This is a genomic window from Thioclava sp. F1Mire-8, from assembly GCF_002213165.1.
In the GTDB taxonomy this organism is placed as follows: Bacteria; Pseudomonadota; Alphaproteobacteria; order Rhodobacterales; family Rhodobacteraceae; genus Thioclava; species Thioclava nitratireducens.
Genome location: NZ_NBNY01000002.1, coordinates 550,411 through 573,489 on the forward strand (window position 1 = coordinate 550,411; position 23,079 = coordinate 573,489).

Genomic DNA, 23,079 nt, shown 5'->3' on the forward strand with positions numbered 1-23,079 from the left:
GTGTTCAAATGACAGAGATTCGTGTTGCCGTGCTCGGCGCTTCGGGGTGGATGGGCAAAGTCCACACGATGGCCTATCAGACCTTTCCGCATTTCTTCGGCACTGAAGGTGGTACGGCGCGCGTCGTCACCCTCGTCGATCGCAATCCCGCGCGAGCGCAGGAGCTTGCCGCGCGGGTGCCCGGTGCGCGGATCGTTCAGGACTGGCGCGAGGTGATCGCCGATCCCGAGGTCGATCTCGTGGATATCTGCCTGCCCGACAACCTGCATTACGAGGTCGCGAAAGCCGCGCTCGAAGCGGGCAAGCATGTCTTTTGCGAAAAGCCCCTTGCCGAGTCCGCCGAGGAGGCGCGCGAGCTTGCCGATATCGCGAAGGCGCGCGGCCTTATCACCCGCGTCGGTCACGGCTTCCCGCGCAACCCCGTCCATGATCTTGCGAAGGAGATCATCGATGCGGGCGAAATCGGCGAGATCACGATGTTCAAAGGGTGCCAGCATGTCGACATGTATGGCGACCCGATGGTGCCCTATATGTGGCGCGCCGATGGGTCGCTCGCGCCGACCGGGATCGTCGGGGATACCGGCAGCCATGTCTTCAGCTTCATGGAATTCCTCGTCGGTCGCGTCTCGTCGCTGATTGCCAACAACATCATCGTCACGCCGCGCCGTCCGAAGATCGAAGGTCTGGGCCTCGGTGAGACGGCAGAGCTGACCGGCAGCGAGGAATGGGCCGACATCACCAACCCCGACGCGAGCCAGATTCTGTGCACGTTCGAGAACGGCGCCAACGGGATCGTGGATTTCAGCCGTGTCGCGACCGGGCGCAAATTCATGCAGACCTACGAGATCTACGGCACGAAAGGCAGCCTCGCCTATACGTTCGACGAGGTGAACCGGCTGCGCTTCTACACCAATGCCGATCCGATCGGGCGCCGCGGCTACCGCGAGATCGATGTCGGGCCCGAGCATCCGACCTACGCGGCCTTCCTGCCGCTGCCGAATTTCGCGCTCGGCTATAACGAGACCAAGATCATCGAAGCGGCGGAGGTCATCCGCTCCATCGTCTCCGGCAAGGCGATGTGGCCGACCTTCGAGACAGGCCATCACATCACCCAGATCGTCGACGCCTGCATGAGCTCGTCCCGGCAACGTGCCTGGGTCGATATTCCGCAAAGCTGACCGGACCGCAAACGGAGCCAAGACATGGACAGTGCAATCCCTCAGGAAATCCTCGACGCCCTGACCGATATCGAGATGCCGCGGCTGCGGGCCGACGAGGCGGTCCCGGAGATGCTCGAGATCGCGGGCCTCTCCCTTCCGGTCTATCGCACCGGCTGCCTCGTGGTCGGCAGCGGGGCCGCGGGTCTTCGCGCCGCCGTCGAACTCAAGCGACGCGGCGGCGAGGTCATCGTCGCGAGCCAGAGCGCGTGGGGCGGAACCTCCGCATGCTCGGGCTCCGACAAGCAGACACTGCACACCGCGAATACCGCCGATCACGGCGATGATTTCCAGGCGATGGCGCGGGCGATCCGGGCTGGCGGCGCGATGGACGAGGACACGGCCTATATCGAGGCGGTCGGCTCGCCGCGCATGATGGCCTCGTTGCAATATCTCGGCCTGCCGCTGCCGCAGGACCGGTTCGGCGCGACGCTGCGCTACAAGACCGACCATGACGAGACCGGGCGCGCGACAAGCTGCGGCCCCCGAACCTCGCGGCTGATGGTCAAGGTGCTGGCGGAAGAGGCGCTGCGGCTCGACGTGCCGATCTTCAACCACACGACGGTCGTGCAACTGCTCACCGAAGGGGAGGGGGATGACCGCCGGGTCGCCGGCGCGCTGGCGTTCCGTAAATCCGACCGCAGCGCCGCCAACCCCTACGGTCTCGTGCTGTTTGCCGCGCCGAATGCCGTGCTCGCGGCGGGCGGGCCGGGCGAGCTCTATCGCGACAGCGTCTATCCCAATGGCTGTTTCGGAACGCTGGGTCTCGCGCTCGAAGCGGGGATCGAACTGGTGAACCTCACCGAGAGCCAGTTCGGCATCGGCACGCGCCGCGAGGGGTTCCCTTGGAACCTGTCGGGAACTTACGTGCAATCCCTGCCGCATATCTATTCAGTCGATGCCGACGGGCGCGAGCATCACTTCCTCGCGCGGTACTATCGCACCACGCAAGAACTGGCCTCCAACGTCTTCCGCAAGGGCTATCAGTGGCCGTTCCACGCCACGCGGATGCTGGATTTCGCGTCGAGCCTCGTCGATCTGGCGATTTGGCGCGAGAGCGCCGCGGGGCGGCGGATCTTCATGGATTTCAACCGCAATCCGCTTCCCGTGCCCGGAGATAAGCCTTTCGATCTTACCCGCCTCGACGAAGACGTGCGGACTTATCTCGGCACCGCCGGGGCGGATCAGGAGCTACCGATCGACCGGCTGCGCCACATGAACCCGCTCGCGATCGAACTGTACCGCCGCTACAAGGTGGACATCGCCGCCGCGCCGCTCGAATTCGCGGTAAACAACCAGCATATGAACGGCGGGATCGCGGTCGATCCCTGGGGGCGCTCGAACCTGTGCGGTGTCTATGCCGCGGGCGAGGCGGCGGGCACGCATGGCGTGACGCGTCCGGGTGGATCGGCCCTCAATGCAGGTCAGGTCTTCGGCACCCGGGTGGGCGAGCATATCGGCGCGAGCCGCACGGCCCATGCGCCGGAGGCTGTCGGATCGGAGGCCCTCATTTCGGCTGTGACGGATCTGCTTGCACGGTTGAACACGGACAGCGCGCATTCCGTGAAGTCGGTCCGCGACGAAGTTCAGGCCCGGATGAGCGACCATGCCGGGATGATCTGCAATGGCGCGGACGTCGCCGATGCGCTTGCAGCGGCGCGCGAGTTGAACCGGAAGTTGCGTGCCGACGGCATCGCCCCGGAGCGGTCGGGCGACGGCGCGCGCGCGATCCAGTGGCAGCAGATGGCACTCGCCTCCGAAGCCGTCCTTGCCGCGCTCGACCAGTATATCTCGCAAGGCGGTGGCAGCCGCGGCGCGCGCGCGATCTGCTCTGACGACGGGGAGGCGATCCCGATGGCGCGCGATACGGATCTGGCTGCGTTCCGTTTCAAGACAGAGCGGGAGATCGACAAGCAGACGCAAATCCTGGTCCGTCTGGAGGGGGAGGAGTTGAAGATCGCCACCCGCAAAAACCGAAGCTTCGACGAGAGTGCGCGCGCCTTCTTCGAGCGCGACTGGCCCGATTGGTTGACCGGCCGCATCTTTGACCTCGACGCGAAAGGCCTGCGCGAATGACAGAGACTCCTAAGAAAATGCTCGCCATCGGGGAGGCGATGCTTGAGCTCGCTCCGGTCGAGGGCGGCACGTTTCGGCTCGGCTATGCGGGCGACACGTTCAACACCCTCTGGCATGCGGCGCAACTCCTTGGGCCGCGTGCCCGGGCGGGCTTTGTGACGCGGATCGGAGAGGACAGGCTGTCCGACCGTTTCCTCGCCGAGATGGCGGCCGACGGGCTGGATCTCGCCGCCGTCCAGCGCGACCCCGAGCGCGAGATGGGGCTCTACATGATTGAGCTCGAGGGGACGGAGCGAAGTTTCCACTACTGGCGTCAGCACTCGGCAGCCCGTCGTCTCGCGGATGATCCTGATCTGCTTGACCAGGCTCTGTCCAGTGCAAATTTCGTCCATGTGTCGGGGATCACCCTGGCCATCCTCTCGCCCGAAGCGCGGGACACCCTGTTCGATGCAGTCGCCAATGCGCGCGAGGCGGGCGCGCGTATCTCCTTCGATCCGAACTACCGACCGCGGCTCTGGGCCTCGCCGTCGGAGGCGCGGGATACGATCACGCGCATGCTCGCCCATACCGATATCGCGTTGCCCAGTTTTGACGACGAAGCAGCGCTCTGGGGTGATGCGAACCCGGAACTGACTTTGGAGCGTCTCCGCAGACATGGGCTCGCGGAGATCGCCGTGAAGGATGGCGCGCGTCCGGTCTGGCATTTGGCCGAAGGCCATACCGGTCGCTGCGACACCCCGGTTCTGACGGAGCTGCGCGACACGACCGGCGCGGGCGATGCTTTCAATGCGGGCTACCTCGCCGCCCGCCTCCTCGGGCATCCGGTCGAAGACGCGATCGGCTGGGGGCAGTCGGTCGGCGGAGCCGTTCTGGGCGAGCCGGGCGCGCGTTTGAGCAAGGCATCAGCGCGCACCCTCGCGGCATCACTCGCGGGCCTGTGACGGTTCGTCCGGTGGGCTCCGGTCAGGTGGATGATGTTGTTTCCGTCCGGCGGCCTATCCGTGAATCCGGCTGAATGGTCGGGAATAAATATCCCGGCTGCATGGTAGCTGCATCGCGCGCGAGGGTCACGGCGCGCACGGCCGCGAGTCGAGCCCCCTATTTCTGCGACCGACCCGAAGGCTGAGCACCTCGATGGCGCCGCTGCCTTGTGAGGCGGAGGCTGTCCCCCGCGACGCAACGCACGAGCTTTGGTCCTTCCGGGAGTATGCGTCACCTGCGGTCCAAGCGACAGCGCTCGGTGTCGAATTCTTCCTAGATGATCTCGCCTCGGATGACCGAAAATGCCCGGAACGATGAGCCACACCGCGGGCTTGCTTGAGTGGCTTCGATTTCCTGATCCCCGACGAGCTTGGCTACCTGCCATTCGCTCCGACCGGCCAAGCGCTTTTATTTCACCGCATCAGCCAGCTCTACGAGTGAACGTAGATCATCGTGACGACGAACCTAAACTTCGGCCGAGATTGTCGCTCCTATCCCGCGCAAATTGCGAACAGGCCGGCGCGGGAGGAAATGCCCAGCTTGCCATAGGCGCGCTTGCGGTAGGTGATCACGCTGGAGGGGGCGATGCCGAGCTCCGCCGCGATGGCCTCTGATTTGCGGCCAGAGAGGATGCCGAGGCAGACGGCGCGCTCACGGTCGCTGAGCACCGTGAGCGGGGCCGGGACACCGGTGTCGAGGGCGCGCTCGAAATGCAGCAGGGCGAGCCGCGCGGCCAGGCGGGCGAGGTCCGGATCGCAGACGTCGCCCTCCGCCTTGACCGCATAGAAGCTGACGAAGAGGCGCAATGTCTCGCCTACGGCGAGCACCGTCGTTTTCGCCTTGAGGCCCGGTGCGTCGAAGAACCGCTCGCGGTAGCCGTCGTCCATCTCCGAGGCCACGCCCTCCAGACGGTGCAGCTGAACGCTCCCCGAAGCCGCTGTTTCCAGGGCGGGAAGCAGGGGATCGCGTCGGAACCCGCCCGCGATATAGGCCGCCGCCAGTTCTCCGGCGAGCGCCGCATTGGCGAAGTGACGCGACAGCAGGCAGCGTGCCGCCCCTGTCTCGATCGCGAAGATCATCAGCTGATCGACACCCAGCGTCTCGACGAAATCCGCGAAAACCGGCGCGAACGCGTCGGCGCCGAGCGTCTCGAGGCAGGCATCGATCATGCGGGCGGTGGAGGACATGGGCCTTCATAGCATGTCCCCCGACAAAGGGGACAGACAGCGTGCGGCGCGATTGACTATCACCGGGCCAAAGGGAGGACTGAAGCATGAGACCAGACGGGCGCGGCGAGACGGAGTCGCTCTATTTCGACTACCCGCATTTCGAACCGCCGAGCGATCGCGCTGGCCTCACGCGCCGGGCACGGGTCGCCATCGTCGGCGCGGGGCCGGTGGGGATGACGGCGGCGCTCGCCCTGGCAAAGGAGGGCATCGCCTCTGTGCTCTTCGACGCGAAGGCCAGCTTCAACGACGGCAGCCGTGCGATCTGCGTGGCACGGCAGAGTTTCTACATTCTCGACCGGATCGGTGCGGTTGCGCCGTTTCGCGAAAAGGCGCTCGGATGGACCACGGGGCGCAGCTTCTACCGTGGGCGGCAAATCCTCGAATTCGACATGCCCGAGAGCCCGCGCGAGAAATATCGCCCGATGTACAATATCCAGCAGCAGTTCATCGAGCAGTATCTCTGGGAGACGATCGAGCGGGAACCGCTGATCGAGGCACGCTGGCAAAGTGAAGTGACAGGGATCGAGGATACCTCGGACGGTGTCACCCTCACCGTGCGCGACCCTAAGGGGGGATACGACATGGCCGCCGACTGGGTTCTCGCCGCCGATGGGGCGCGCAGCCCGACCCGCAAGATGCGCGGGCTGCGCCTGAAAGGCGAGAATTACGAGGGTCGCTATGTGATCGCCGACGTCCAGATGAACCATGACTATCCGACCATCCGGCGGGCGCTGTTCGACCCGGATTGTCGACGCGGCGGCACCGTGCTGGTCCACAAACAACCCGACAATATCTGGCGTATCGACTATCAACTGCGGGACGACGAAAGCACCGAGGCCGCCATGGCCGAGGGTGAGGTACGGCGTTCCGTCGCCGCCGTACTCGCCGATCTCGGCCATGACGGCGCGTGGGAGCTGGAATGGTGGAGCGTCTATTCCGCCAACACGCTGGCCCTGGACGACTACCGCGACGGCCGGGTGTTCTTCATCGGGGACAGCGCGCATATCGTGCCGATCTTCGGCGTGCGCGGGTTCAATAACGGGCTGGCGGATGCGCAGAACATCGCCTGGAAGCTGGCGCGGGTGATCGCTGGGCGCGCGCCCGAGGGCCTGCTCGACAGCTACACGCCCGAACGGCGCGGGGCGACGCTGGATGTCTTCGCCAATGCGTCGAAATCGGCCCGTTTCATGACGCCGCCGACCGAGGGTTGGCGGCTGATGCGCGACGCGGCGCTCAGCCTCGCGCTGACGCATCCCTTTGCCGGCGAGCTGGCAAATCCGCGGCAGATGACGCCCTACACCTATGCCGACAGTCCGATCGTGCTGCCCGACGAGAGCGGTTTCGAGGGTGGTCCCGTGCCCGGTGCGGCTTTGCCGGAAGCGCGGGTGGGTGACGGGTTCCTGTCCGACCTTCTGGGCCCGGGGTTCAACCTGTTGACCTTCAATCCGGAGCTCGAGGGTCTGGCGAAGGACGGTCTTACCATCGTGGTCCTTCAGGCAAAGACCGAGGCGGAAAGCGCGCTTGGCACCGGTCCGGGCGTGACTTATCTCGTCCGCCCCGACGGCCACATCGCTGCGCGCTGGCGCGAGGCCTCGCCGGAGGCCGTTCGCGCGGCGCTGCACCGGTCCATCGGAGGAGATGAGCCATGACACCCGAACAGCTCGAAACCATCTACGAGGCGCTCGCGACACAGCTGGACGCGATACCCCAACCACAGCGCGAACTGTTCCTGGCGAAGCTGGTCCTGTTGCAGGCACACGAGGCAGCCGATCCCGACACGACGCTGCGCCACATCGCGGAAGCAGCAAGGGATCTCGACGACTGAGGCGGGCCTATGCGGCGAGGATAGTTCGACCTACGCTTTGCGGAGGCCGAGGAGGTCGCGCCGTTGCTCTCCGAATGGGCCGGTTGCTGCCGGGCCGATGTCGCTTAGCCCTTGATCACCCCGTCCTCGCGCCATGCATCGAAGATCGCGAGCGCGGTTGCGGCGAAGTCGGGGTCGTTGATATGCGCGTCCACCTCGTGCAGCGCGACGGTGTCGGGCGCACAGGCGCGGATTTCCTCGAAGAAGCCCGCAAGCCCCTCGGAGTCGTGCAGATCAAGACCGGGACGGTCCAGCTCGTGCACCCCGCCCAAGGGCAGCAGCAGCGCGGTCGGTCCCTTTGCCCCAGCCAATTTCTCGCAATGCGCACGCGCCACGGCCCTGCGCTCCGCATGATCGAGCACGACCGAGGTCAGCAGCCGGTTATGTGCATGGCTCGGATGTTCGGCCCATTTGTCGGGCAGGGGCTGCCAGCCGATCATATCGACGAGGTCGTGACAGGCAGGGGCGACGATCTGCGGCGTGCCCGATGCGCCTGCGTTGGTCATCCGGTCGGCGCCTGCGCTGATCGCGGAGCCATGCAGATGGTTGCCGATTTCCTGCGTCGCGAAGTCGAAGACGCAGGCGAAGGCGCCCTGTGCCGCGAGGCTCTCGAAGGCACGCCCGCCCATGCCGGTGGCGTGGAACACCGCGACCTCGTAGCCGCGCGCTTCCAGCTCGGGTTTCAGAGTCACCATGTATTTCAGGAAGGATTTCCCGAAGGATGTCATCCCGATCAGCGGTTTCGACCGGTCGGGCCGTTCCACCGCGCGGGCCGCGCCCAGAACCGCGCCCGCCGCCTGGCTGAGCGAGGCTTTGCAGATCGAGTTCAGCCCGTAAAGCCCGCCCGCCCAGAGGATCATCTGCACATCCGCCGCGATCCGTTCGGGCGGCAGCAGCGGCGAAAAGGAGACCGTCGAGACGATGTATTTCGGCACCCCGATCGGCAGCGCCGCACATAGGTCGAGCGCCAGATCGGTGCCCATCGTTCCGCCCAGCACAACCATTCCGTCGAAGACGCCATCGGCGTGGAGTTGAGCGACCAGCGTCGCGCCCCCGCGCGCCATGATCTGCATCGCCCGGTTTTCGTCGCCGCTCGCAATTGCGGCCTCGATAGAGGAGCCGCCCGCTTCGGCCACCTGATGCTTGCTGTATTCGACCGGGGTCGAGGGGTCGCCCAGCACCGAGACATCCATGCGCAGGACACGCCCGCCCTGTGCCTCGATCACCTCGCGAAGATAGGTCAGTTCATCGTCCTTGGTGTCGTAAGTGCCGACAACGAGAATGGTACGATCGGTCATAGGCGCCCCCTCACAGTTTGATCCAAGCGGTTTTCAGATCGAGATATTTGTCGAACGCATGCAGAGACTTGTCATGCCCGTTGCCCGATTGCTTGACGCCGCCCAGGGGCACTGTCAGGTCGGATCCGCCATAGGTGTTCACATGCACGAGCCCCGCATGGATGCCCCGGATCATCCGGTGCGCGCGGCTCAGATCTGCGGTCCAGACGGCCGCGGCGAGCCCGTAATCGGTGCCGTTGGCGATTTGCAGGGCCTCTTCCTCGGTATCGAAGGGGATAACCGCCAGAACCGGGCCGAAGACTTCGCGCTGCGCGATCGGATCTTCGGGGGCGACCCCGGTGACTATCGTGGGCTCCATGAAGAAGCCGCCGGTTTCCTCGCGGATGCGCTTGCCGCCGAAGACCTGACGCCCCGCGGCCTCGGCCTCGCTGACGAAGCGCAGGTTCTGCTCCAGCTGGTGGGCGGAGTTCACCGCCCCGGCCTGCGTCGCGGGATCAAGCGGGTCGCCCACCTGCATCGTCTCGGTAAAGGCGCGCAGCTTCTCGACGAACGCGTCATGGATCGACCGCTCGACCAGCAGTCGCGATCCGGCGATGCAGACTTGCCCCGAATTGCGGAAGATGCCGTTGGCGGCGACCTTCACCGCCGTGTCCAGATCGGGCGCGTCGGCAAAGACGATATTGGGGGACTTGCCACCCAACTCCAGATAGACGCGCTTGAGGTTCGACTTCGCGGCATTTTCCAGCAGACGCCGACCGACCGGGGCGGAGCCGGTGAAAACCATCACGTCGATCTCCATCGACAGCGCCATCGCTTCGCCGACCACCGCGCCTTCGCCCAGTACGACGTTGAAGACGCCCGGGGGTATCCCGGCCTCGAGCGCCAGATCGGCGACCCGGCGCAGCGTGAGCGACGCGGTCTCGGCCGGTTTCAGCACGACCGTATTGCCCGCCGCCAGCGCCGGACCCAGTTTCCATGCGCCAATCATCAGCGGGAAATTCCACGGCACGATCGCGCCGACCACGCCGACGGGTTCGCGATGCACCAGCCCCAGCGCGTCGGGCGCGGTGGGGGCGATCTCGCCATAGATCTTGTCGATCGCCTCGGCATAGTAGCGGATCGTCGCGGCAGCCGAGAACGGTTCGGCCTTCAGCGCCATGCCGATCTCGGTGCCATTGTCGCGCACACCCAGAACGGCGAGTTCGAGCGCGTTCGCCTCGATCAGGGCGGCCCATTTCAACATCACCGCCTTGCGCGCGCCCGGGGCGAGCCCTGACCAGCGCCCGTCGTCGAAAGCCGCCCGCGCACTGGCAATTGCCGCTTCGGCATCGGCAGCCGTGCCGCGCGCCAGCGTGGTGAGTTCCTTCCCGTCGAGCGGGGAGATCACCGGCAGGGTGCCACCGTCGGAGGCGGGCTGCGCCGCGCCCTCGATCAGATGCAGGGCAGGGGGAACGTCGGCGCTGCGCAGCGCGGCGATCTTGTCGGTATCGAGCATTGCTTACCTCGTGAAACTGTCGTGCATGTCGTGGTCGTGCGCGCCCTCTGGCTCGCGGTTCTGGCGCTCGCGGTAGAGGCTCGCGAAATGGGCGATCAGAAGCCCGCAGATCGCCAGACCAAGGATCGCCGCGATCGGGCGGTCGAAGAAGTCGATCGGCACGTGCACGCGGGCCATCGACGACCGCAGCTTGGTCTCCATGATGCCGCCCAGAACCATGCCCAGAACTATTGGCACGATCGGCAGGTTTTGCCGTTTCAGGATCAGGCCGAGGACGCCAAACGCCGCAGCAATCGCGCAGTCCACGATCGAATTGCGCAACGAATAGACGCCCACGAAGCTGAGCACGAGGATCATCATGCCGAGGAAACGCGTCGGGATCTGGATGATCTTGAGCAGCCAGTTCGACGAGACGAGCATGAACAGCACCACGATGATGTTGAGCAGGATCATCGCGATATAGAGCGCGTAGACGAAATCGAGCTTGTTCTGGAACAGCTGCGGGCCGGGGATCACGTTATGGACGTAGAAGACCGACAGCATCATCGCGGTCAGGGCCTCACCGGGAATGCCAAGCGCCAGAAGCGGGATCATTGCCGCGGCAGGCACTGCGTTATTTGCGGCCTCCGAGGCGATCAGGCCTTCAGGGCTGCCCTTGCCGAATTCCTCCGGCGTCTTCGAGGTCTTCTGCGCGTAGGTGTAAGATAGAAACTGCGCGGTAAACTCGCCGACGCCGGGGATCATCCCCATTATCACGCCGCAACTCGCGGCAAACCCCGCCACCCGCTTGTGGCGCAGCACACCCATCATCGCGCGTCCCATCGAGCCTTCGATGCGTTGCGCATGCGGTGCGGATTCCGGCTCAATCAGCAGCAGGAACGCCTGGCTTAGGGCGAACAGTCCGAGGACCACCACGATCAGGTCGAAGCCCGAGTTGAGAAAGTCGAAACCAAAGGTGAAGCGCATCGTGTATTTGACGGGCTCCAGACCTACGGTCTGCAGAAATATCCCGAAGGCCGCCAGCATGCCGGCCGCGAAAGTCTGGCCGCGATGGGCGAGGATCACCAGGACGATGCCCAGCAGCGCGGCCAGGAAAATCTCGCGCGAGCCGAACATCGGCGCGATCTTCGCCAGCACCGGCGAGAGCAGGATCAGAGCGATGATCGAGGCGATGCCACCGAAGAACGAGGCACCATAGGCGAGGCCGAGCGCGCGCAGCGCTTCGCCCTTCTTCGTCATCGGGTGGCCGTCATAGGTGGTCAATGCGTTGACTGCCGTGCCGGGCGTGTTGATCAGGATCGCGGGAAGCGAGCCGCCAAACATCGACGAGCCGTAGATGCCCAGCAGCATGGTCAAGCCGACCAGCGGCGGCATTGCGAAGGTCGCGGGCAGCAGGATGGCGATCGCGACGGCAGGGCCGACACCGGGGATCGCACCGATGACCACCCCGCCGATTGAGCCGATCAAGAGAGCGACCATAACGTCGAGGCGCATCAGCATCTCTGCGCCGGAAAGCAGCATGTCCATGAGGGACGCTCCTTAGAAGTAGGTCATCAGAATTGCGCGGAAGGGCGCAGGCGCGGCCTCGTAGATCATTCCGGCAGGAATTTTTACTTGCAGGAAGCTTTTGAAAAGCACCACGACGACAACGGAAAACAGCACGGAGACCAGCATCCAGCGCCAGCCGCGATAGCCAAGGCGCAGCGTCATCATGCAACTGAATAGGATCGTGGCGAGCAGGTAGCCGATGAGCGGCACCAGCGCGACATAGACCATGAACCACACGGCATATTCGAGCGAGCGCAGCCATTGCGCGACTTCGCGCCAGCGCCCGGGAATGCGCTCCGAGACGAACGAGCCGAGCAGGTGAAACATGCTGAACACGACCATCGCGAAGATCGAGACCATCGGCCAGAATGCGGGCTGTGCGTAGGTCTTGGTGCGCTTGACCCATTCGGTCTGCCAGGGCAGGGCGATCAGCAATCCGATCGAGAGTGCGAAGAACAGCACGGCGAAGGCCATGTCTCCGGGACGGCGATAGCGTTTGAACAGATCTTCCAGGTTCTTGGTGCGGATCGCCCGGACCGAGCGGGCACCCGCGCGCGGTGGTTCCTTGCGCGCGGGACCCGAGGAGGACGGCTCATTCGCCATTGATGAGACCGTCGATCGTGCCGAGGGTTTCACTGTCATGCGCGATGCGCTGCTGCGCGGTCGCCGCATCCTGCCAGTAGACCAGCGCACCGGTCTGATCGGCCAGTTCCTTGGCCTTGTCCGAACTCATGACCTTTTCGGCGACAGCGGCGATCTTCTGGCGCACGTCTTCGGGGGTGCCTTTCTTGACGAAGAGGCCATCCCACAGCGCCAGGTCGAGATCCGGTTCCAGCTCGCCGACGGTCGGCGTGTCGGGCGTCAGCGGAATGCGCTTCTCTCCGATCGAGGCCATCACGTTCACATCGTCGAGGCAGGGCAGGATCAGTTGCAGCGTCGTGTTGATCACGTCCGCATCGCCCGAAGCCAGCGTGTTGCAGTCCAGCGCGTCGAACGCAGCCTCGGAGCCGAAATCGAAACCCTTCTTCTTTGCGAGCGCGAAGGTCACCTGCGTCGGGATCAGGAAGGAACCGAAATGCCCCAGGGCGACATCGTGGTCCTTGGCGTAGGTCGCGAGTTCATCGATCGTCGCGTAAGGCGCGTCCTTGGAGGCCGCGATGACGAACGGGTAGGTCAGGAAGATGCCCACCGGCTCGAACGGATCGGGGCTGAGCGCGGGGATGCCGACCGAAGGGCCGACCACCGGCACGTCGATCACGAAAGAACCGATCGTGTAGCCATCGGCGGGCGCCTGCGCGACTTCGGCCGCTCCGGGGAAGGGACCGCCGCCGCCGCCGGGCTTGTTCACCACGGCAGCGGGAACGCCATAGGTCTTCTGGAACTCGTCCGCGATCATCCGGGTCAGCACGTCTTCCAGATCGCCCGGCGGGAACGGAACGACGAATTCGACGGGTTTCTCTGGATACTCGGCCTGCGCGGGCAGGCCCGCGGCAAGCGGGAGGCCGAGGGCGAGCGCCCCTGCCAGCAGCTTGAAGGTCGACGTCATGAAGCTCTCCTGTTGAGTGGTTTATTATTTGAACCGTTGGTAGCAAATATTCTTGCATCGGGTTTTCTTTTCTGTCAACGTTTCAGTTGCAACGAACGGAAATTTTGCGGGAGGCTGCCAAAGGGCTCGATGGGAACGATCACAAAGGCATTGGAGTTGCTGGATTATATTTCCACTCAGCGTCCCGAGATCGGGCTCGGCGAGTATGTTCGCCTCACGCAGCGCGATAAGGCCACCGTGCACCGCCATCTCGTCGAACTGGCCGAATGCGGCTTTCTGGAACAGAACCCGGAGACGCGTCGCTATCGGCTGGGCCCCGCGATTCTGCGTCTCTATGGCGTGCGCGAAGCGAATATGCCGCTGCGGTCGGTATTGCGTCCGTTCATCGAAGAGATGGCGCAGGAGGTCGGCGAGCTGGTCCATGTCTCTCTGTTGCAAGGCCAGCAGCTGTCGCCGGTCGTGCATCACGATCCGCGCCTGCACGGGACGCAGGTCGCGTTCGACGAGTCGCAGCTTCTGCCCCTGCACGCGACCGCCTCTGGTTTGGTGATGCTCTGCTTCGGCGGAGACGATCTACGGGCGCGGGTTCTGGATGCGCCGCTCGAGAGCTTCACCGCCCAGACCGTCGTCGATCCCGATAGTCTGCGCGAAAAGCTGGCGGAATGCCGTGCCAATGGCAGCGTCTGGGTGGAGAAGGGCTTCGACGACGAGGTTTCCTCCCTCGCGGGGCCGATTTTCGGGCTCGGTGGCGCGGTGATAGGCGCGGTTTCGATCGCGGTCCCTTCGTCGCGCGCGGTGGGCGACAAACGCGCAGCCATGGTGGAGGCGCTGCGAAAATGGGTGCCCCGTCTGTCCGAGCTCATGGGCGGTTCGCTTCCTGCGGATTATCAACAACGCGAGGTATCGCATGGCTGAGCGCGCGCTCGTGCTCGACTTCGGTGGCGTGATCTCACGCACGCTTTTCGAAACGCATGATCTGACCGAGGCTGCGTTGGGGCTCGCTTTGGGGAGCTTGAACTGGCGCGGTCCGTTCGAGCCTCAGACCGACCCGCTCTGGCGCGCGATGCAGGCAGATGAAATCTCGGAGCGCGACTATTGGCGCCAGCGCACGCAGGAGGTGGCGGCCCTGGTCGGATGCGACTGGAGCGACATGTCCGACTTCGTGCGCGCGGCGCGCGGGGCGAGCCCTGCCGACGTGATCCGCCCGGAATTCCTCGCGGCGATCGACAAGGCCGAGGCTGCAGGGTGCCGCCTCGCTATCCTGTCCAACGAGCTCGACCTGTTCTACGGCGCCGACTTCCGCAAGAAGCTGCCCTTCCTGCGCCGCTTCGACGCCGTGATCGACGCGACTTACACCAAGATTCTGAAACCCGATCCGCGCGCCTATCAAGGTGTGCTCGACGCGCTCGGCCTTCCGGCCGAAGCCTGCGTTTTCGTCGATGACCAGCTGCGCAACATTCGCGGCGCCGAGGCTGTCGGCATGATCCCCGTTCACTTCGACGTGCAATCTCCCGCCCAGGGCTACGCCACCGCGCTGCGCCTGTTGGGCCTATGATGAGGACCGACATGAAAGACGAGAATTTCCTGAAAGAGCGTAACGCCCGTTCGATCTGGCACCCGATGGCGCACCCTGCGGATAGCCAGAAGAACCTGCCCGAGATCATCGTCGCCGGCGACGGTGTGACGATCACCGATGTCGATGGCCACAAGACGGTCGACGGCGTGGGCGGGCTGTGGAACGTCAATCTAGGGTTCTCGTGCCAGCCGGTGAAGGACGCCATTGCCGCGCAGCTCGACCGTCTGCCCTATTACTCGATCTTTCGCGGCACCACGAATGACGCGGTGATCGAACTGGGGGAGATGCTCGCCGAATTCTTCGCCCCCGACGGGCTGGAGCGCGCCTTCTACACTTCGGGCGGTTCGGATTCGGTCGAGATCGCGCTGCGTCTGGCGCGGCAATATCACAAGGTGCGCGGCGAGGCGGGGCGGGTGAAATACCTCTCGCTCAAGAAGGGCTATCACGGCACCCATACGTTGGGCGCGAGCGTCAACGGCAACGCCAATTTCCGAACCCAGTACGAACCGCTGATGCCGGGCTGCTACCACATCCCCGCGCCCTATACTTATCGCAACCCCTTCAACGAGACCGGCCCCGAGAAGCTGGCCCAGCTTTGCCTCGCCGCGCTGGAAGACGAGATCAAGTTCCAGGGCGCGGAGACAATCGCCGCGATGATCATGGAGCCGATCCTGGGCGCAGGCGGTGTGATCGTTCCCCACGAAAGCCTCATGCCCGGCGTGCGCGCGATCTGTGACAAATACGGCATTCTACTGATCGCCGACGAGGTCATCACCGCCTTCGGTCGCACTGGCGCATGGTCGGGTTCGCGGCTCTGGGGCGTTCAGCCGGACATGATGACCACCGCCAAGGCGATCACCAACGGCTATTTCCCCTTCGGCGCCGTGATGATCTCGGGCCGCGTCGCGGAAGTCTTCGAATCCGACACCAGCGGCAAGGCGGCGATCGGGTCGGGCTACACCTATTCGGGCCATCCGGTCGGCGCGGCGGCGGCTATCGCCTGCCTGAAGGAAACGCAGGCGCTCAACGTCAAGGACAACGCGGCAGCCCGTGGAACGCAGCTTCACGAAGGGCTCTTGGCGCTTCAGGAGAAACACGACATCGTGGGCGATGTGCGGGGCGGGCGTGGCTTGATGTGCGCGCTGGAGCTGGTTTCGGACCGCGCGACCAAGGCGCCGATCGACAAGGCCAGCATCGCCAAGGTCCACCGCGGTGCCTACGAAACGGGCGCAATGGTTCGGGTGTCGGGCAACAACGTGATCCTGTCGCCCTCGTTGATCGTGACCGACGGCAATATTGCGACGATCCTCAACGCCCTCGATGCGGGTCTCGCGGCGGTCTGATCGCAGAACGCCCGGTCGGCTGCTTTGGGCCGGGCGATTTCAATTCATCGCATTCACCGCTTGACGCGGGGTTTCCTCGGGATGCGCCGCGGCACTGGAGGGCGGGATCGCGAAGCGCGCGCCAATCCGGGCTGTTTCACGCGCGCTCGTCATGTTCCAGCGCGGCGACGAAAGCTTCAAGCTCATCGAGAAGCCGGGTGATCCGCTCTGCGCCGATTTCGGCCTCGAGCTTGGCATAGATCTCGGCGCTTTGCGGCGAGACGTCACGAAGGAAGGCGGTGCCGGCCTCGCTCAGGCCGACGCGGGCCCGTCTTCGGTCTTCGCCGTCGCGGCGGATTTCGATCAATCCACGAGTCTCGAGCGCGCGCAGCATCCGGGTCAGCGAAGGGGCCAGCACGCAGGCACGTTCGGCCAGCATCGTGGCGTCGAGCGGTCCGCTCTCGCGCAGCACCCGCAACACGCGCCATTGCTGCTCGGTCACGTCGTGCGCGTTGAGCATCGGGCGGAACCGCTCCATCACCAATTCCCGCGCCCGCAGCAGGGCGATCGGCAAGGAGCGACGCGGGGCGTTCAACTCGAACCCGTCGGGCCGCTGTCGGGGGGCGCTGTCTTGGGGCATCGAAACCTCGTTCCTGTCAGGTGGCGCGCAAAATCGGTGGGTTTGGAGCAGTTGACAAGTCTGGATAAGCTTAACATGTTAATGAAAAGCGCGGGAGGAGAATCGTGCCGCATCTCAAGATCGAATATTCCGCAGGGCTGGCGGAGCGCGTCGATATGTCGGCGGTCTGCCATGCGCTGCATGCCGCGATGGTCGAATGTGGTCTGTTCCCGGTGGCCGGAATCCGAGTGCGCGCCTTCCGCGCCGATCATGCGGTCGTGGCCGACGGATTGCCGGAGAATGACTTCGCCGCGCTGACACTTTCGGTGGGGGCAGGGCGGGACACGGCGACCTTGCGCGCGGGGGGCGATGCGATTTTTGCCGCCGCCCAGACCGCGCTTGCCGGTCCGCTGGCCACCGAACATTTCGCGCTCTCGCTCGAAATCCGGGTGATCGATCCGGAGCTGAGCTGGAAGCAGACACCGATCCACGCCCGCCTGTCGGGCCAAGCCAAGGGTAAGTGATGACCGATCTGACGGAAAACCTGCGCCGTGCCGAAGGCTATATCGCGCATTTCGCGCAAACCGGCGTGCGCAATCACATCGGAGGCGAAAGCGTCGCGGCCGCATCTGGTGCCACGTTCGACACGCTGTCGCCCGTCGATCTGAAGCCGCTGGCAAAGGTCGCGAAAGGCGGGGTCGAGGATATCGACCGCGCGGTCGCCGCTGCGAAAGAGGCGTTCAAGACCTGGAGCAAGATGCCCGGGACCGACCGCCGCAAGCTCCTGATCAAAGTCGCCGAGGCGATCGAGGCGAATGCCGAGCGCATCGCCTTTACCGAATGCCTCGACACCGGACAGGCGCTGCGCTTCATGTCGAAAGCGGCACTGCGTGGTGCGGCCAATTTCCGGTTCTTTGCGGACAAAGCACCGGCGGCCGAGGATGGTCAGGCTCTGCGCAACGCGACGCAGATGAACGTGACCTCGCGCCGCCCGATCGGCCCCGTGGGCGTCATCACCCCGTGGAACACGCCCTTCATGCTATCCACCTGGAAGATCGCCCCCGCGCTGGCAGCTGGCTGCACGGTGGTGCACAAGCCTGCCGAATTTTCGCCGATGACCGCCAAGCTGCTGGTCGAGATCGCCGAGGAGGCCGGGCTGCCGAGAGGGGTTCTGAACCTCGTTAACGGCTACGGCGAGGATGCGGGCAAGCGGCTGACCGAACATCCCGACATCAAGGCGATTGCGTTCGTGGGCGAAAGCCGCACCGGTTCGATGATCATGGCGCAGGGCGCGGCGACGCTGAAGCGCGTGCATTTCGAGCTCGGCGGGAAGAACCCCGTGATCCTGTTCGACGATGCTGACATCGACCGCGCCGTCGATGCCGCGAGCTTTATGATCTACTCTCTCAACGGCGAACGCTGCACCTCGTCCTCTCGGCTTCTGGTGCAGGAGAACATCTACGACGAGGTCTGCACGCGCGTCGCCAAGGTGGCGGCGAATATCAAGGTCGGCCATCCGCTCGATCCGGAGACGGTGGTGGGGCCGCTGATCCATCCCGAGCACGAGGCCAAGGTGCTCTCCTATTTCGAGACCGCCCGCGAGGAAGGCGCGACGATCGCGACCGGCGGCGAGAAAGTTGGAGATCAGGGCTGCTACGTCGCGCCCACGCTGTTCACACAAGCCCGCAACGACATGACCATCGCGCAGGAGGAAATCTTCGGCCCGGTGCTGACCGCGATCCCCTTCGCCGACGAGGATGAGGCGCTCGCCTTGGCCAATGACGTCGATTACGGGTTGGCCGCCTATCTGTGGACTGCCGATCTGGATCGCGCCATGCGGATGACCGACGCGCTGGAGGCGGGCATGATTTGGGTGAATTCAGAGAACGTGCGCCATCTGCCCAGCCCGTTCGGCGGCGTGAAGGCTAGCGGCATCGGGCGCGATGGCGGCGACTGGTCCTTCGATTTCTACATGGAGACGGTCAACGTTTCCTTCCCGCGTCAGGCACATCGCGTGCCACGCCTCGGCTAACGACAGAGGGCGGTCGGAGGAGGCCGCCCCGATCTTTCCTCAAGGGAGCGAGACATGCCCATTCCGGCCCCGAACCTGTATCCACCGTTCAACATCATCCGTCTCAGCCATGTCGTCTTCGGCGTGACCGATCTGGCCGCCAGCCGCGCCTTCTATGTCGATACGCTGGGGCTTCAGGTGACCGACGAGGACGATCGTCATATCTTCCTGCGTGCGATGGAAGAGCGCGGGCATCACTCGGTCGTGCTGGTCAAGACGCCCGAGGCCAATGTGCGCTCGCTCGCATTCAAGCTGTTCGACGAGGGCGAGCTGGACAAGGCGCATGACTGGTTCAAGTCCGAGGGGCATTCGGTCGAATGGGTCGAGCGCCCTTATCAAGGCCGCACCCTGCGCACCCATGACTGTTTCGGCATGCCGATCGAATTCTATTTCCGGATGGACCGGCTGGAGCCGATCCACCAGAAATACGCCCTCTATCACGGCGTCAAACCGCTCCGGATCGACCATTTCAACTGCTTTGCCAGCGATGTCGACAAGGCGGTCGAGTTTTACAATCGCATCGGTTTCCGCGTCACCGAATATACCGAGGACGAAGAGAGCGGGCGGCTTTGGGCGGCATGGACCCATCGCAAGGGCGGAGTGCATGACATCGCCTTCACGAATGGGCTTGGCCCGCGTTTGCATCACACCGCGTTCTGGGTGCCGACGCCGCTCAACATCATCGATCTGCTCGACCTGATGTCGACCACCGGCTATGTCGCCAATATCGAGCGCGGACCGGGCCGCCACGGCATTTCGAACGCGTTCTTCCTGTATATCCTCGATCCCGATGGTCACCGGATCGAGATCTACTGCTCGGATTATCAGACCGTCGATCCCGATCTCGAGGCGATCCGCTGGGATCTGAAGGACCCGCAGCGTCAGACGCTGTGGGGGGCGCCCGCTCCGCGCTCGTGGTTCGAGCATGGCTCGCGGTTTCAGGATGTCGAGCCGGTCGCCAGCGACATGAAGGCCACTCCGATCATCGCGCCGTGAGCGGGCCCCGTACACGAGACCCTTGCAGGAGAGACAGGATGGATGCTCAGGATTTCGAGACATGGTCGCGGCGCGCGGCGGAATGGGGCGTTAAATATCGCGAAACACTCGATGCCCGCCCGGTGCGCGCGCGCACGACGCCCGGCGAGATCTACCGCGCGCTCCCACCCAGGCCGCCCGAGAACGGCTGCGAAATGGAGCGGATCTTTGACGAGTTCGAGAGCCTGATCGAGCCGGGCATGACCCATTGGCAGCATCCGCGCTTCTTCGCTTACTTTCCCAGCAATGCTGCCCCTGTCTCGGTGGTGGCGGAATATCTGGTCACCGCTATGGCCGCGCAATGCATGCTGTGGCAGACCTCTCCGGCCGCGACCGAGCTGGAAACCCGGATGATGGAATGGCTGCGCGACGCGCTGGGGCTGCCCGAGGCGTTCTCGGGCGTCATTCAGGACAGCGCCTCGTCCGCGACGCTGGCGGCGGTCTTGATGATGCGCGAGCGTACGTTGGGCTGGCAGGGAAATCGCGCGGGGCTCAGTCAAGCGCTACGCCTGCGGATCTATTGCTCGGATCAGGTGCATTCCTCCATCGATCGGGCGATCTGGATCGCGGGGATCGGGCAGGACAACCTTGTGAAACTGCCCGCCGATCCGCGTAGTGGCGCGCTCCCGCCCGAAGCGCTGGAGGCGGCGATCCGCGCGGATCTGGCGGCCGGGTATCAGCCCGCCGGGGTAATCGGCTGCGTCGGGGCGACCAGCACCGGGGCCTGCGACGATATTGGCGAGCTGGTTGCGGTCGCGCATGCCCACGATCTGTTGATCCATGTCGATGCGGCCTGGGCGGGTTCCGCAATGATCTGTCCCGAGTTCCGCACGCTTTGGGCCGGGATCGAGGGTGCGGATTCCGTCGTCTTCAATCCGCATAAATGGTTGGGCGCGTCTTTCGACTGCTCGGCCCATTTCATTCGCGACCCCGAGATGCTGGTGCGCACGCTGGCGATCCAGCCCGAGTATCTCAAGACCCATGGTCGCGATGGGGTCGTCAACTATTCCGAATGGTCCGTCCCCCTGGGGCGCCGTTTCCGCGCGCTCAAGCTGTGGTTCCTGCTGCGCTTTCACGGGCTTGAGGGGCTGCGCGCGATGATCCGCGATCACGTTCGCTGGGCGGGGATGCTGCATGACCGGCTGGCTGCAACCCCGGGCGTTGAGATCGTGACCGCCCCGGTGCTGTCGCTGTTCTCGTTTCGCCGCGCGGGCGCATCGGACGACGATACGATCTCGCATCTGAGCGCGATCAATGATGACGGGCGCATCTACCTTACCCAAACGCGGGTCGGCAGCCAGCTTGCGATCCGCTTCCAGGCCGGGTCCTTCGCGATGCGCGAAGCCGATATCGACATCGCCTACAGCGCCATTCTCGATGGCCTGGGACTTTCACAGGAGGGAATGTCATGACGCTGACACTGCCGCGCATCGCGGCGTTTCGCACCGTTGGCACGGATCGCTACGGCGTGGTGCAGGATGGCGGCATCGTCGATCTGACGCGGGAGTTCGGCGCGCGGTTCGCGACCCTGCAGCAGGTCGTCGAGGCCGGCGCGCTGGAAGAGGTGATCGCGGCGGCGGAGGGCCGCGCGCCTGATTATCGCGCCGACGAGGTCGAGTTCCTGATCCCGATGGCCGCCCCAGAGAAGCTGATCTGCATCGGGGTGAACTTTCCCGACCGCAACGCGGAATACAAGGACGGGCAGGCCGCGCCGCCTTATCCCTCGATGTTCATCCGCTTCCCGCGCAGCTTCACCGGGCATGGCCAGCCGCTGATCCGTCCGCCGGAAAGCCCGCAGCTAGATTACGAGGGCGAGGTGGCGATCGTGATCGGCAAGGCGGGTCGCCGGATCGCGAAGGAAGACGCCTACGATCACATCGCCGCGCTGACCCTGTGCAACGAGGGCACGATCCGCGACTGGGTGCGCCATGCGAAATTCAACGTGACCCAGGGCAAGAACTGGGACCGCTCCGGCGCGATGGGCCCGTGGCTGGTGCCGTTCCGCGAGGCCGCGCAACTGGACGACATCGAGCTGACCACCCGCGTCAATGGCGAGATCAGGCAAAAAGACCGCACAGGCCGGATGATCTTCGATTTCCGCTATATCGTGAATTACGTGTCCACCTTCACGACGCTGGCGCCAGGCGACGTGATCGTGTGTGGCACGCCGACCGGGGCGGGAGCGCGGTTCGATCCGCCGATCTGGCTGCAACCGGGCGACGTGATCGAGGTCGAGGCCGAAGGCATCGGCTTGCTGCGCAACTCCGTCGCGGATGAGCCAACATGCTGAGCCCCGATCAGATCGCGCAGGCCGCCGACGAGTTGCTGGCCGCCGAAGAGGCGCGCAGACAGATCGGGCTGCTGAGCCTGCGCCATCCGGAGATGACGCTTGACGACGCCTATGCGATCCAGTCGGCGCAGATGGCGCGCAAGCTGGCGGCGGGGCGGTCGATCCTTGGCTGGAAGATCGGTTTGACCTCAAAGGTGATGCAAGCCGCGCTGAAGATCGAGACGCCGGATTCGGGCGTGCTCTATGATGATATGCTGTTCGCCAGTGGCGCAACCGTGCCCGCGGGCCGTTTCATCCAGCCGCGGATCGAGGCCGAGATCGCCTTCGTGATGAAAGCGCCGCTCGATGCCACGGCGGATCGCGCTGCGGTGCTGGCGGCGACCGATTACGTGGCCCCGTCGCTGGAGATCCTCGACACCCGCATTCTGCGCGCCGATCCCGCGACCGGGCAGGCGCGTGTGATTGTCGATACCGTGTCGGACAACGCGGCGAATGCGGGGATCGTGCTGGGCGAGGCGCGCCACGAGCCGGCCAAGGTCGACCTGCGCTGGACCGGTGCGATCCTTCGCAAGGATGGCGAGGTCGAAACTACCGGGCTAGGCGCGGCAGTGCTGGACGATCCGGTGCAGGGGCTGGTCTGGCTCGCGCGGCGAATGGGCCAATACGGCCAGCGGATCGAAGCGGGGCAGGTGATCCTGTCGGGCTCGTTCATCGCGCCGGTCGAGTGCCCGCCCGTGACCCGGATCGAGGCCGATTTCGGCACCTTCGGGAACGTCGCTATTGCCTTCGACTGAGACGGGACGTCATCCAAACCCGGCGGATCGCTGTTCGCGAAGTGCGACCCGCGTCTGTTTCGAATAAGCTCCGAACCAACCTTTTCAAGACGGCCCCGGGCATCCCTCCCGCGCGTGC

21 protein-coding genes and 1 pseudogene are annotated in these 23,079 nt (G+C 64.7%); 15 read left to right on the forward strand and 7 right to left on the reverse strand.

The genetic code is table 11. The annotated features are described in order from the left end of the window. Window positions 1-8: 8 nt before the first annotated feature. From B6V75_RS11125 to B6V75_RS18475, 4 genes and pseudogenes are all read left to right on the forward strand, one after another. A complete protein-coding gene (locus B6V75_RS11125; protein WP_078522170.1) occupies window positions 9-1,178 on the forward strand; it encodes a Gfo/Idh/MocA family oxidoreductase in 1,170 nt (389 codons plus the stop codon). Window positions 1,179-1,202: 24 nt separating this feature from the next. Next, entirely contained in the window at window positions 1,203-3,293 is a 2,091-nt protein-coding gene (locus B6V75_RS11130) for an FAD-binding protein (RefSeq protein WP_088719719.1), read from the forward strand. Continuing rightward, the gene (locus B6V75_RS11135) at window positions 3,290-4,234 is read left to right on the forward strand and encodes a sugar kinase (protein ID WP_088719720.1); all 945 of its coding nucleotides are present in this window, start codon (window positions 3,290-3,292) and stop codon (window positions 4,232-4,234) included. Before B6V75_RS11130 ends, B6V75_RS11135 begins: the two co-directional genes overlap by 4 nt. 388 nt (window positions 4,235-4,622) lie before the next feature. Next, window positions 4,623-4,712: pseudogene (locus tag B6V75_RS18475) on the forward strand (ATPase); the annotation flags it as partial. 53 nt (window positions 4,713-4,765) lie between these two features. Here the strand turns inward: B6V75_RS18475 and B6V75_RS11140 are convergent. Beyond that, window positions 4,766-5,461 (reverse strand): helix-turn-helix transcriptional regulator, encoded by a 696-nt coding sequence (locus B6V75_RS11140; protein WP_088719721.1) that lies wholly within the window; start codon window positions 5,459-5,461, stop codon window positions 4,766-4,768. 86 nt (window positions 5,462-5,547) lie between these two features. Here B6V75_RS11140 and B6V75_RS11145 point away from each other — a divergent pair, with 86 nt between their 5' ends. Both B6V75_RS11145 and B6V75_RS11150 read left to right on the forward strand, forming a co-directional pair. Further along, window positions 5,548-7,152 carry an FAD-dependent monooxygenase gene (locus tag B6V75_RS11145; RefSeq protein ID WP_088719722.1) on the forward strand — a complete coding sequence of 535 codons (1,605 nt, stop codon included), beginning with the start codon at window positions 5,548-5,550 and terminating at the stop codon, window positions 7,150-7,152. Further along, entirely contained in the window at window positions 7,149-7,328 is a 180-nt protein-coding gene (locus B6V75_RS11150) for a DUF2783 domain-containing protein (RefSeq protein ID WP_088719723.1), read from the forward strand. The genes B6V75_RS11145 and B6V75_RS11150 overlap by 4 nt, the downstream gene beginning before the upstream one ends. A 104-nt stretch (window positions 7,329-7,432) precedes the next feature. Here B6V75_RS11150 and B6V75_RS11155 read toward each other — a convergent pair whose 3' ends face one another. The 5 genes from B6V75_RS11155 to B6V75_RS11175 are packed head-to-tail and all read right to left on the reverse strand — an operon-like array spanning window position 7,433 to window position 13,254. Further along, entirely contained in the window at window positions 7,433-8,665 is a 1,233-nt protein-coding gene (locus B6V75_RS11155) for a Tm-1-like ATP-binding domain-containing protein (RefSeq protein ID WP_088719724.1), read from the reverse strand. 10 nt (window positions 8,666-8,675) lie between these two features. Further along, entirely contained in the window at window positions 8,676-10,160 is a 1,485-nt protein-coding gene (locus B6V75_RS11160) for an aldehyde dehydrogenase (protein ID WP_088719725.1), read from the reverse strand. Window positions 10,161-10,163: 3 nt separating this feature from the next. Next, window positions 10,164-11,687 (reverse strand): tripartite tricarboxylate transporter permease, encoded by a 1,524-nt coding sequence (locus tag B6V75_RS11165; protein WP_088719726.1) that lies wholly within the window; start codon window positions 11,685-11,687, stop codon window positions 10,164-10,166. 12 nt (window positions 11,688-11,699) lie between these two features. After that, complete coding sequence (locus B6V75_RS11170) at window positions 11,700-12,311, reverse strand: tripartite tricarboxylate transporter TctB family protein (RefSeq protein WP_088719727.1); 612 nt, start codon at window positions 12,309-12,311, stop codon at window positions 11,700-11,702. Next, complete coding sequence (locus B6V75_RS11175) at window positions 12,301-13,254, reverse strand: tripartite tricarboxylate transporter substrate binding protein (RefSeq protein WP_088719728.1); 954 nt, start codon at window positions 13,252-13,254, stop codon at window positions 12,301-12,303. Before B6V75_RS11175 ends, B6V75_RS11170 begins: the two co-directional genes overlap by 11 nt. A gap of 12 nt (window positions 13,255-13,266) precedes the next feature. Between B6V75_RS11175 and B6V75_RS11180 the strand changes: the two genes are divergently transcribed. The 3 genes from B6V75_RS11180 to B6V75_RS11190 are packed head-to-tail and all read left to right on the forward strand — an operon-like array spanning window position 13,267 to window position 16,173. Then, window positions 13,267-14,169 carry an IclR family transcriptional regulator gene (locus B6V75_RS11180; protein ID WP_240496947.1) on the forward strand — a complete coding sequence of 301 codons (903 nt, stop codon included), beginning with the start codon at window positions 13,267-13,269 and terminating at the stop codon, window positions 14,167-14,169. Continuing rightward, complete coding sequence (locus B6V75_RS11185) at window positions 14,162-14,809, forward strand: HAD-IA family hydrolase (RefSeq protein WP_088719730.1); 648 nt, start codon at window positions 14,162-14,164, stop codon at window positions 14,807-14,809. The genes B6V75_RS11180 and B6V75_RS11185 overlap by 8 nt, the downstream gene beginning before the upstream one ends. Before the next feature lie 11 nt (window positions 14,810-14,820). Further along, window positions 14,821-16,173 carry an aminotransferase class III-fold pyridoxal phosphate-dependent enzyme gene (locus B6V75_RS11190; RefSeq protein ID WP_088719731.1) on the forward strand — a complete coding sequence of 451 codons (1,353 nt, stop codon included), beginning with the start codon at window positions 14,821-14,823 and terminating at the stop codon, window positions 16,171-16,173. 136 nt (window positions 16,174-16,309) lie between these two features. Here the strand turns inward: B6V75_RS11190 and hpaR are convergent, their stop codons facing one another. Then, on the reverse strand, window positions 16,310-16,792 hold the full coding sequence (hpaR, locus tag B6V75_RS11195) for a homoprotocatechuate degradation operon regulator HpaR (protein WP_075774254.1): 483 nt from the start codon (window positions 16,790-16,792) through the stop codon (window positions 16,310-16,312). A 104-nt stretch (window positions 16,793-16,896) separates the two neighbouring features. Between hpaR and B6V75_RS11200 the strand changes: the two genes are divergently transcribed. The 6 genes from B6V75_RS11200 to B6V75_RS11225 are packed head-to-tail and all read left to right on the forward strand — an operon-like array spanning window position 16,897 to window position 22,961. Then, window positions 16,897-17,295 (forward strand): 5-carboxymethyl-2-hydroxymuconate Delta-isomerase, encoded by a 399-nt coding sequence (locus tag B6V75_RS11200; RefSeq protein ID WP_075774255.1) that lies wholly within the window; start codon window positions 16,897-16,899, stop codon window positions 17,293-17,295. Then, window positions 17,295-18,803 carry a 5-carboxymethyl-2-hydroxymuconate semialdehyde dehydrogenase gene (gene hpaE / locus B6V75_RS11205; protein WP_088719732.1) on the forward strand — a complete coding sequence of 503 codons (1,509 nt, stop codon included), beginning with the start codon at window positions 17,295-17,297 and terminating at the stop codon, window positions 18,801-18,803. The genes B6V75_RS11200 and hpaE overlap by 1 nt, the downstream gene beginning before the upstream one ends. A gap of 54 nt (window positions 18,804-18,857) precedes the next feature. Next, window positions 18,858-19,838 (forward strand): 3,4-dihydroxyphenylacetate 2,3-dioxygenase, encoded by a 981-nt coding sequence (gene hpaD / locus B6V75_RS11210; protein WP_088719733.1) that lies wholly within the window; start codon window positions 18,858-18,860, stop codon window positions 19,836-19,838. Between the two features lie 38 nt (window positions 19,839-19,876). Further along, window positions 19,877-21,289, forward strand: a complete 1,413-nt coding sequence (locus tag B6V75_RS11215; protein WP_088719734.1) for a pyridoxal-dependent decarboxylase — start codon at window positions 19,877-19,879, stop codon at window positions 21,287-21,289. Further along, a complete protein-coding gene (locus B6V75_RS11220) occupies window positions 21,286-22,167 on the forward strand; it encodes a fumarylacetoacetate hydrolase family protein (RefSeq protein ID WP_088719735.1) in 882 nt (293 codons plus the stop codon). Before B6V75_RS11215 ends, B6V75_RS11220 begins: the two co-directional genes overlap by 4 nt. Then, window positions 22,164-22,961 carry a 2-oxo-hepta-3-ene-1,7-dioic acid hydratase gene (locus B6V75_RS11225; RefSeq protein WP_206198489.1) on the forward strand — a complete coding sequence of 266 codons (798 nt, stop codon included), beginning with the start codon at window positions 22,164-22,166 and terminating at the stop codon, window positions 22,959-22,961. The genes B6V75_RS11220 and B6V75_RS11225 overlap by 4 nt, the downstream gene beginning before the upstream one ends. The last annotated feature ends 118 nt before the right edge of the window (window positions 22,962-23,079 follow it).

Excerpts from the sequence above, each read along its gene's own strand:
- B6V75_RS11125 (WP_078522170.1), top strand. The coding sequence starts at position 9 with ATGACAGAGATTCGTGTTGCCGTGCTCGGCGCTTCGGGGTGGATGGGC.
- B6V75_RS11130 (WP_088719719.1), top strand. The coding sequence starts at position 1,203 with ATGGACAGTGCAATCCCTCAGGAAATCCTCGACGCCCTGACCGATATC.
- B6V75_RS11135 (WP_088719720.1), top strand. The coding sequence starts at position 3,290 with ATGACAGAGACTCCTAAGAAAATGCTCGCCATCGGGGAGGCGATGCTT.
- B6V75_RS11140 (WP_088719721.1), bottom strand. The coding sequence starts at position 5,461 with ATGTCCTCCACCGCCCGCATGATCGATGCCTGCCTCGAGACGCTCGGC.
- B6V75_RS11145 (WP_088719722.1), top strand. The coding sequence starts at position 5,548 with ATGAGACCAGACGGGCGCGGCGAGACGGAGTCGCTCTATTTCGACTAC.
- B6V75_RS11150 (WP_088719723.1), top strand. The coding sequence starts at position 7,149 with ATGACACCCGAACAGCTCGAAACCATCTACGAGGCGCTCGCGACACAG.
- B6V75_RS11155 (WP_088719724.1), bottom strand. The coding sequence starts at position 8,665 with ATGACCGATCGTACCATTCTCGTTGTCGGCACTTACGACACCAAGGAC.
- B6V75_RS11160 (WP_088719725.1), bottom strand. The coding sequence starts at position 10,160 with ATGCTCGATACCGACAAGATCGCCGCGCTGCGCAGCGCCGACGTTCCC.
- B6V75_RS11165 (WP_088719726.1), bottom strand. The coding sequence starts at position 11,687 with ATGGACATGCTGCTTTCCGGCGCAGAGATGCTGATGCGCCTCGACGTT.
- B6V75_RS11170 (WP_088719727.1), bottom strand. The coding sequence starts at position 12,311 with ATGGCGAATGAGCCGTCCTCCTCGGGTCCCGCGCGCAAGGAACCACCG.
- B6V75_RS11175 (WP_088719728.1), bottom strand. The coding sequence starts at position 13,254 with ATGACGTCGACCTTCAAGCTGCTGGCAGGGGCGCTCGCCCTCGGCCTC.
- B6V75_RS11185 (WP_088719730.1), top strand. The coding sequence starts at position 14,162 with ATGGCTGAGCGCGCGCTCGTGCTCGACTTCGGTGGCGTGATCTCACGC.
- B6V75_RS11190 (WP_088719731.1), top strand. The coding sequence starts at position 14,821 with ATGAAAGACGAGAATTTCCTGAAAGAGCGTAACGCCCGTTCGATCTGG.
- hpaR (WP_075774254.1), bottom strand. The coding sequence starts at position 16,792 with ATGCCCCAAGACAGCGCCCCCCGACAGCGGCCCGACGGGTTCGAGTTG.
- hpaE (WP_088719732.1), top strand. The coding sequence starts at position 17,295 with ATGACCGATCTGACGGAAAACCTGCGCCGTGCCGAAGGCTATATCGCG.
- hpaD (WP_088719733.1), top strand. The coding sequence starts at position 18,858 with ATGCCCATTCCGGCCCCGAACCTGTATCCACCGTTCAACATCATCCGT.
- B6V75_RS11215 (WP_088719734.1), top strand. The coding sequence starts at position 19,877 with ATGGATGCTCAGGATTTCGAGACATGGTCGCGGCGCGCGGCGGAATGG.
- B6V75_RS11220 (WP_088719735.1), top strand. The coding sequence starts at position 21,286 with ATGACGCTGACACTGCCGCGCATCGCGGCGTTTCGCACCGTTGGCACG.